This window comes from Erwinia sp. B116 (assembly GCF_002865965.1).
Classification (GTDB): Bacteria; Pseudomonadota; Gammaproteobacteria; order Enterobacterales; family Enterobacteriaceae; genus Erwinia.
The window spans coordinates 72,802-80,730 of the sequence record NZ_JRZZ01000017.1; the positions used below are offsets into that span (position 1 = coordinate 72,802).

Annotated in this window: 7 protein-coding genes; 2 read left to right on the forward strand and 5 right to left on the reverse strand. The window is 60.4% G+C overall.

The genetic code is table 11. The features are described from left to right. Nucleotides 1–36: 36 nt before the first annotated feature. The 5 genes from amtB to NV64_RS13435 form a co-directional block, all read right to left on the reverse strand. Nucleotides 37–1,323: an ammonium transporter AmtB gene (amtB, locus tag NV64_RS13415; protein ID WP_056240580.1), complete on the reverse strand. Its 1,287-nt coding sequence runs from the start codon at nt 1,321–1,323 to the stop codon at nt 37–39. Nucleotides 1,324–1,357: 34 nt separating this feature from the next. Continuing rightward, entirely contained in the window at nt 1,358–1,696 is a 339-nt protein-coding gene (glnK, locus tag NV64_RS13420; protein ID WP_056240502.1) for a P-II family nitrogen regulator, read from the reverse strand. 268 nt (nt 1,697–1,964) lie between these two features. After that, nucleotides 1,965–3,728 carry a SmdB family multidrug efflux ABC transporter permease/ATP-binding protein gene (locus NV64_RS13425; RefSeq protein WP_101506094.1) on the reverse strand — a complete coding sequence of 588 codons (1,764 nt, stop codon included), beginning with the start codon at nt 3,726–3,728 and terminating at the stop codon, nt 1,965–1,967. Beyond that, a complete protein-coding gene (locus NV64_RS13430) occupies nt 3,718–5,490 on the reverse strand; it encodes a SmdA family multidrug ABC transporter permease/ATP-binding protein (protein ID WP_101506095.1) in 1,773 nt (590 codons plus the stop codon). The genes NV64_RS13425 and NV64_RS13430 overlap by 11 nt, the downstream gene beginning before the upstream one ends. A gap of 44 nt (nt 5,491–5,534) precedes the next feature. Then, nucleotides 5,535–6,008 carry an Lrp/AsnC family transcriptional regulator gene (locus NV64_RS13435; RefSeq protein WP_056240509.1) on the reverse strand — a complete coding sequence of 158 codons (474 nt, stop codon included), beginning with the start codon at nt 6,006–6,008 and terminating at the stop codon, nt 5,535–5,537. 103 nt (nt 6,009–6,111) lie between these two features. Here NV64_RS13435 and NV64_RS13440 point away from each other — a divergent pair, with 103 nt between their 5' ends. Together NV64_RS13440 and queC are read left to right on the forward strand one after the other, a co-directional pair. Then, nucleotides 6,112–7,068 (forward strand): DMT family transporter, encoded by a 957-nt coding sequence (locus NV64_RS13440; protein WP_369878888.1) that lies wholly within the window; start codon nt 6,112–6,114, stop codon nt 7,066–7,068. A 13-nt stretch (nt 7,069–7,081) separates the two neighbouring features. Continuing rightward, nucleotides 7,082–7,777, forward strand: coding sequence for a 7-cyano-7-deazaguanine synthase QueC (gene queC / locus NV64_RS13445; RefSeq protein WP_101506097.1), 696 nt, complete (start codon nt 7,082–7,084; stop codon nt 7,775–7,777). Nucleotides 7,778–7,929 lie beyond the last annotated feature (152 nt).

Consider the following 7,929-nt stretch of genomic DNA (forward strand, 5'->3'; position numbering starts at 1 on the left):
ACCCTTCTTTTCAATCACGTTACTGCATGAGAAAACTTACTGGTTGTAGGCATTCTCGCCGTGGCTGTTGACGTCCAGACCTTCACGCTCCTGCTCTTCCGGCACGCGCAATCCAACAATCATGTCTGCCACTTTGAAACCGATAAAGGCGACGACCGCGGTCCAGACGATGGTGACCAGCACGCTGAACAGCTGTACCCACACCTGATGGCCCATGGTCACGCCTTCCGCATAACCGACGCCGCCCAGAGAGGAGGAGGCGAATACGCCGGTCAGCAGGCAGCCGATAATACCGCAGACGCCGTGCACACCGAACACGTCGCATGGGTCATCCACGCGCAGCCATTTCTTCAGGGTGGTGACGCCCCAGATGCCGCCCAGGCCAGCGACCACACCGATAATCAGCGCACCGCCCACGCCGACATAACCACAGGCCGGGGTAATGCCCACCAGACCCGCAATCACACCGGAGCTGACGCCCAGCAGTGAAGGCTTACCGCGCAGCGCCCACTCACCAAAGGTCCAGCTCAGCATTGCGCCGGCGGTAGCGATAACGGTATTGAGGAACGCCAGGCCGGCGATTTCGTTAGCGGTACCGGCAGAGCCAGCGTTGAAACCGAACCAGCCAAAGTAAAGGATCGCCGTACCGGTGAACACCATCGGCAGGTTGTGCGGCTTGAAGGCTTCTTTACCAAACCCGGCACGTTTACCCAGCAGATAGGCACCAACCAGACCAGCCACCGCGGCGTTAATGTGCACGACGGTACCGCCGGCGAAGTCCAGCGCGCCGTCCAGCGCCAGGTAACCACCCGCCCACACCATGTGCGCAATCGGCAGGTAGGCGAAGGTCAGCCAGATCACCACAAAGATCAGCAGGGCTGAGAAGCGAATACGTTCGGCGATAGCGCCAACGATCAGGCCCACGGTGATACAGGCAAATGAAGCCTGGAAAGCCACGTGGATGTACTGATAGTAAGACCCCATCACTTCCGTCGGCGTGATGCCTTTCAGCATTGCCCAGTTAAAGCTGCCGAAGAAGGCGTTCCCTTCGCTGAAGGCGAGGGAGTAACCGTAAACCAGCCACAGCACGCAGACGATAGCAAAAGTCATCGCCACCTGGGTCAGTAGTGACAGTACGTTCTTGGCACGGATCAGGCCGCCGTAAAACAGCGCAATGCCGGGTATAGTCATAAACAGCACCAGCGCGGTGCAAATCATCATAAAGGCGTTGTCCGCTTTGTCCGCAACCGCCGGAGCGGCGGCGAAGGCCAGCGACGGTAACGCGGCGATGCCGGCAAGGCCAAACTGAGCAAGTTTTTTCATTTTATCTTTTCCCATCACAATGTTTAGCCAGGACTTACAGGGCGGCTTCGTCGGTTTCACCGGTACGGATGCGGATCACCCGCTGCAGCTCGGCAACGAAGATCTTACCGTCGCCGATTTTGCCGGTGTAGGCCGCTTTGCTGATCACATCAACCACTTCATCAATCTGATCGTCAGCGATCGCCACGTCAATTTTCACTTTCGGCAGGAAGTTCACGCTGTACTCTGCGCCACGATACAGCTCCGCATGCCCTTTCTGACGGCCAAACCCTTTTACTTCGGTAACGGTCAGCCCCTGAATGCCGATAGACGACAGCGCTTCCCGGACGTCTTCCAGCTTGAACGGTTTGATGACCACGGTAACCAGTTTCATTCGATCCCCTCCGGCAATTAGAAATTGTTTGTTTGTCAGACACGCTTTTAACTAAGCAAAGGCTATGCCAACAGTTGAAAATCAGAAATATCTGGAGGATTGGGCGTAGCAAACAGCCTGGTCAGGGTCTATGGCGGCGGAGAGAATGCGTCACTGAGTCAGTTGCTCAAAAAAAACGCACCAGAACGGTGCGTTATGCTTTAGACCAGTGCATTGATGGGGTAATGGCTATTTTTTCGCCTGCTGATGGTGCAACGCCAACGCCCCCTCACAGGGCGTTAGCGGCCGCCAGCTCTTCACCGGCCAGCTGCAGCTGATACATCTGCCAGTAACGTCCTTCGGCAGCCAGCAGCTGCTCATGGCTGCCTCGCTCCACGGCCTGCCCGCGATGCAGCACCAGAATGGTGTCGGCTTCGGTGATAGTGGAAAGCCGGTGGGCGATGACCACCAGCGTGGTGTGCCGCCGCACCGCCCGCAGTGCGCTCTGAATCGCCTGTTCGGTACCGGAGTCAATATTGGCCGTGGCTTCATCGAGGATCAGAATTTTAGGGGTGGCCACCAGCACCCGTGCCAGCGCCAGCAGCTGCTTCTGCCCCACCGACAGGTTGTTGCCCTGCTCGCCCAGCCGGCTGTGGATCCCCCCGGGCATGCTGCGGGCCAGCGTCGCCAGCTGCACCGTTTCCAGCGCCTGCCACACCGCCTCCTCACTGATATCACGCCCGAGGGTAACGTTAGCGAAGAAGGTGTCCGCCAGCACCACCGGATCCTGCTGCACCATCGCCACGCCATCGCGCAGCACGCCGTGGCTGAGGGAGGCGAGCGGACGGCCGTCGAGGCGAATGTCGCCCTGCTCCAGCGGATAGTAGCCCATCAGCAGGCTGGCGAGGGTGCTTTTGCCGCTGCCGGTGTGCCCGACCAGCGCGACAAAATGCCGCCCTTCGACCTGCAAATCGATATCATGCAGCACCGGTCGTCCGGGCTGATAAGCAAAGGTCAGCCCCTCGATATCAATGCGTCCGCTGTTCAGCGGCCGCGTATCGTCACCATAAGGCTGGCGCGGCGCGTCCATCAGTTCAAAAATACGTTCACCGGCGACCACCGCCTGTTGCAGCATTGACTGCTGGGTGGTCAGTTCGATTAGCGGCTCGTTCAGGCGGCCAAGATAATTGATAAACGCGTACAGTACGCCCACCTCAATCGAACCGGCTGACGAAAAGCCGAACAGCAGCATCAGGCCACAGAGGATCATCGCCGAGAACAGGCTGAGCAGCGGGCGCAGCAGAAACCCATCCAGCTTCAGCGTCTGCATGCGGGCCAGGTAGTGCGAGCGGCTGGCGCCGCCGATCCGTTCACCAAAGCGCGCCTGCTGGCGGAACTGCTGGATCACGCTCATGCCGTTAATCACTTCGTTAAAACCGTTGTTGATGTCTGCCAGGTAGCTGCGCACCCGCCGCACGATCGGCGTGCTGTAGCGCTGGTAAATCAGCATCACTATCAGTACCGCCGGGAAAATAGCGATCGCCACCAGCGCCATTCGCCAGTCGAGGCTGAACATCGCCACCAGCATCGCCCCGACCAGCGCTGCGCTGCGCAGCACGGTGGCCACCACGGTGACGTAGAGATCGCGCACCACTTCGGTATCGTTAGTGACGCGGGAGATAATCTGGCCCACCGGTTGCGTGTCAAACGCGCTCAGCGGCTGGCGCAGCGCGGCATCCATCACGTCGGTGCGCAGACGCTGGACCACCCCCACCGCCGCCCGGTTGAACAGCAGCGCCTGCGCATAGTGCAGCCCCGCCGCCAGCAACTGCAGCAACAGATAACAGGCCACCAGCCCGGCGGCCAGCCCCAGCGGCATCTGATGCTTCGCCACCATATTGTCAATAAAGTAGCTGACCAGTACCGGGCCAAGCACCTCTGCCGCCGCCGCGATCCACAGCATGCCCACCGCGAGGCCGAGCGATTTACGCCACGGTGCGCCGTAGGCCAGCAGCCGTTTCAGCGTAGGCCAAAGCTGAGCGCTACTCGCCATCTGTGTTCCCCTGTTCGGTTTCATCATCATCCAGCGCCGCTTCCAGCTGCTGATAGCGGTACATATCGCGATACCAGCCGGCTTCACCGCTCAGCTGCAGGTGATCGCCACGCTGGACCACCCTACCCTGTTGCAGGACCAGAATTTCGCTGGCTTCGGTCAGGGCCGACAGCCGGTGGGCGCTGATAATCACCGTACGGCCCTGCCCCCAGCTGTGCAGGTTGTGCAGGATCTGGTGCTCGGTGCGCCCATCAACCGCCGACAGCGCGTCGTCCAGCAGCAAAATTTCCGCATCCAGCAGCAGCGCGCGGGCGATCGAAATGCGCTGCTTCTGGCCACCGGAGAGCATCACGCCACGCTCGCCGACTTCGGTTTCATAGCCGCCCGGCAGGCGCAGAATGTCATCATGCACCGAGGCGAGCCTGGCGGCCTGTTCGATGTCGCTCTGCGTCGCACCGGGGCGGCCAAGGGCAATATTGTTAGCTACGGTGTCCGAGAACAGGAACGGCGTCTGGCTGACTACCGCCAGCCGGCTACGCCAGCCGTCCAGCTGCAGCCGGGGCAGCGGAATATCGTGATAGCGGATCTCCCCCTGATCGCTATCAAAATGGCGCTGAATCAGACTCAGCAGGGTACTTTTCCCGGCACCGGTCGGGCCGCACAGGCCGAGCATCTGGCCGGGCTGCAGGCGAGTGGTCACCGCGTGCAGAGCCGGGATTTTCGCCCCGGGATAGGTAAATTCCCGCATAGCTATCTGCAGTGGACCGCGCCCGGCCGGCACCACTTCGCTGCCGTCGGTGACGGTCGGCGCTTCGGCCAGCAGCGACTGGATGCGGCTCCAGGCGGCGCTGCCGCGTTCAACGATGTTGAACATCCAGGCCAGCGCCAGCATCGGCCAGATCATCAGCCCGAGGTACATAACAAAGCTGGTCAGCTGCCCGAGCGTCAGGCTGCCGTGCCAGACCATCCAGCAACCGCCGCCGATCGCCAGCAGGTTAGACAAGCCGATCGCCACGTAGATGGTCGGATCAAAGCGGGCATCCACCCGCGCCACGCGCAGGTTTTTCTCGCCGGTGTCGCGGGCAATCCCGGCGAACTGCGCCGACTGGCGGTCTTCCAGTCCGAACGCTTTGATCATGCGGATGCTGGTCAGGCTCTCCTGAGTTTGATCGTTCAGTGACGAAAAGGCGGCCTGCGCCAGCTTAAAACGCTGGTGCAGCTGGTCACCGTAACGCTTAATCACCAGCGCCATCACCGGCATCGGCAGCAGCGCCAGCAGCGTGAGCTGCCAGCTGATTTGCGTACTCATCACGATCAGCACCGCGCAGCCCATCACCAGCGAGTCGACCAGCGTCAGCACCCCCTCTCCGGCGGCAAACACCACGCGATCCACGTCGTTGGTAGCGCGGGCGATCAGATCGCCGGTGCGGTGGCGCAGATAAAATTCAGGATGCTGGCGGCTGAGCTGACGGTAGAAGTCTTCGCGCAGCTCGACGGCCAGCTGATAAGAGGCTCCGAACAGCAGCACCCGCCAGACGTAACGCAGCAGATAGACCACCACCGCAGTAATCAGCATCACCGCAATCCACCACAGCACCTCGCTGCGGCCCATCTGTTGGTGGCTGACGCCGTCGACCAGCGTGCCGACCACCCGCGGTGGCAGCAGCTGCAGCAGCGCGATGAGGATCAGCAGCAACACTGCGCCCAGATAGCGGCGCCATTCACGCAGAAAATACCAGCTCAGTTGGCTAAAAAGTCGCACAAAAACATCCTGATTATTGACCGGAAAAGGGGAACGGCAGCCTGCTACGGGGCGACCGGCAGCGCGGTGGTGTATTTTATCTCTTCCATGGCAAAACTCGAAGTCACATCGGTAAGTCCGGGAATACCGTTGACCAGCCGCTTGTAGAACGCATCGTAACTTTTCATATCCGCCACCTGAACGCGCATCAGATAGTCATACTCGCCCGCCATGCGGTAAAAGCCCATCACTTCCGGCATCGCCTGCACCAGCGCGACAAACTGCTGGAACCAGCTGCTGCTATGGTTCTGCGTTTTTATCACCACAAACGCCGTCAGCCCCAGCCCGAGCTTTTCACCGTCCAGCAGCGCGACCCGGCCGCGAATATAGCCCTCATCCTCCAGCCTTTTCAAGCGTTTCCAGCAGGGAGTGGTGGTCAGGCTGACCGCATCGGCCAGCGCCTGTAAAGAGAGTGTACAATCCTTCTGAAGCAGGTTTAGTAGCATGCGGTCTTTTTTATCCAGCGATTCTGGTAGCATAATTTTCTCCACAGGCAATAAAACAGAGCATCAGTATAGTAACCTTTTCCCCGGCTACCTGGCTAATCTGGTTTCCTGACTTCTTACCTCAAGGATGACTGTGATGACCAGCCAACTGAAACGCCAAATTTTGATCGCCTTGCTGTTTGCAGCCGTGGCGCTGACCTGGGGAACCACCTGGATGGCGATGAAAATTGCCGTGCAGACGGTACCGCCCGTTTTTGCTACCGGCCTGCGCTTTCTCTGCGCGGCACCCATCCTGCTGCTGCTCGCGCGCTGGCGCAAGGCGCCGCTGCTGTTTCCGGCAGGCCAGCGCGGCTTCCAGCTATGCGTGACGCTGTTTTACTTCGCCATTCCCTTTACGCTGATGATTTACGGAGAGCGCTACACTTCCTCCAGCCTGGCGGCGATTATCTTCGCTACCATGCCGGCCGCGGTGCTGGCCGCTTCGCTGATCTTTTTGCGTGAGCGGACCTCGCTGCAGCAGCTGCTGGGGCTGCTGATCGCCACCGGTGCGCTAAGCACTATTCTGTGGCATGAGAGCCAGGCCAGCGGCGGCAGCCAGATTAAGGGCATGCTGGCGCTGGTCGCGGCGGTGCTGATCCACGCCGTGATGTACGTGCAGTGTAAAAAACGCTGCGCCGGTATTTCGGTGTTGAGCTACAACGCCCTGCCCTGTCTGGGGGCCGGAGTGCTGCTGACGCTTGCCGGGCTGACCGAGTCACCGCGCTGGCAAGATATGGCTCCCGAGGCGCTGCTGGCTATCCTGTGGCTTGGGGTCATCGCCGGGGTGTTCGGCATTCTCTGCTACTTTGCTCTGCAGCAGAACGCGCGCCCGTTCCAGGCCTCGCTGGTGTTTCTGGTTTTTCCGTTGATTGCCATCGCCGTTGAGAACCAGATGAGCGGCAGCAGCGTCAGCGAGGAGTCGCTGATGTTACTGCTGCCGTTCCTGCTTGGCCTGCTGCTCACGCTGTACCGCGGGCCGAAACCCGGCAGGCCGCCTGCCGCGAAAAAATACCCAACTGCTCACGCAGGCAGTACACTAAGCGGCAGAAAATAGACGGGATAACAGTATGAAACGTGCAGTAGTGGTATTCAGCGGTGGGCAGGATTCAACAACCTGCCTGATTCAGGCGTTACAGCAGTATGACGAGGTGCACTGCGTCACCTTTGATTACGGCCAGCGCCATCGCGCAGAGATCGACGTGGCGCAGCAGCTGTCACTGCAGCTCGGCGCACGCGCGCACAAGGTGCTGGACGTCACCCTGCTCAACGAGCTGGCGGTCAGCAGCCTGACCCGCGACAACATCCCGGTACCGGCTTACGATCCCGACGCCAGCGGCCTGCCGAGCACCTTTGTGCCGGGGCGCAATATCCTGTTCCTGACCCTCGCCGCCGTTTACGCGTATCAGGTGGAAGCGGAAGCGGTGATTACCGGCGTCTGTGAAACCGATTTTTCCGGCTATCCCGACTGCCGCGACGAGTTTGTGAAGGCGCTGAACCACGCGGTCACGCTGGGCATGGCCCGCGAGGTGCGCTTTGAAACGCCGCTGATGTGGCTGAACAAGGCGGAGACCTGGGCGCTGGCCGACTACTGGCAGCAGCTGCCGCTGGTGCGTAATGAGACCCTGACCTGCTATAACGCGGTCAAAGGCGACGGTTGTGGCGAATGCGCCGCCTGCCACCTGCGCGCCAACGGTCTGCACGAGTATCAGCAGAACCCAACGGCGGTGATGCAGGCGATGAAGGCAAAAACCGGCCTCGTCTGATAAGACTGAGCCTGTGCCGCCAGCCTGCTTAAGCGTCTGGCGGCCATCCACGCAGTGCTTTAATTAACCAGCATGACCTGACCTTGTGCAGAGCTGTACCAGGCTCAGGCTCAGGCTCAGGCTCAGGCTCAGGCTCAGGCTCAGGCTCAGGC

What these genes read in the sequence shown, in the direction of transcription:
- amtB (WP_056240580.1), bottom strand. Translation starts at nt 1,323, where the DNA reads ATGAAAAAACTTGCTCAGTTTGGCCTTGCCGGCATCGCCGCGTTACCG.
- glnK (WP_056240502.1), bottom strand. Translation starts at nt 1,696, where the DNA reads ATGAAACTGGTTACCGTGGTCATCAAACCGTTCAAGCTGGAAGACGTC.
- NV64_RS13425 (WP_101506094.1), bottom strand. Translation starts at nt 3,728, where the DNA reads ATGGCGAGTAGCGCTCAGCTTTGGCCTACGCTGAAACGGCTGCTGGCC.
- NV64_RS13435 (WP_056240509.1), bottom strand. Translation starts at nt 6,008, where the DNA reads ATGCTACCAGAATCGCTGGATAAAAAAGACCGCATGCTACTAAACCTG.
- NV64_RS13440 (WP_369878888.1), top strand. Translation starts at nt 6,112, where the DNA reads ATGACCAGCCAACTGAAACGCCAAATTTTGATCGCCTTGCTGTTTGCA.
- queC (WP_101506097.1), top strand. Translation starts at nt 7,082, where the DNA reads ATGAAACGTGCAGTAGTGGTATTCAGCGGTGGGCAGGATTCAACAACC.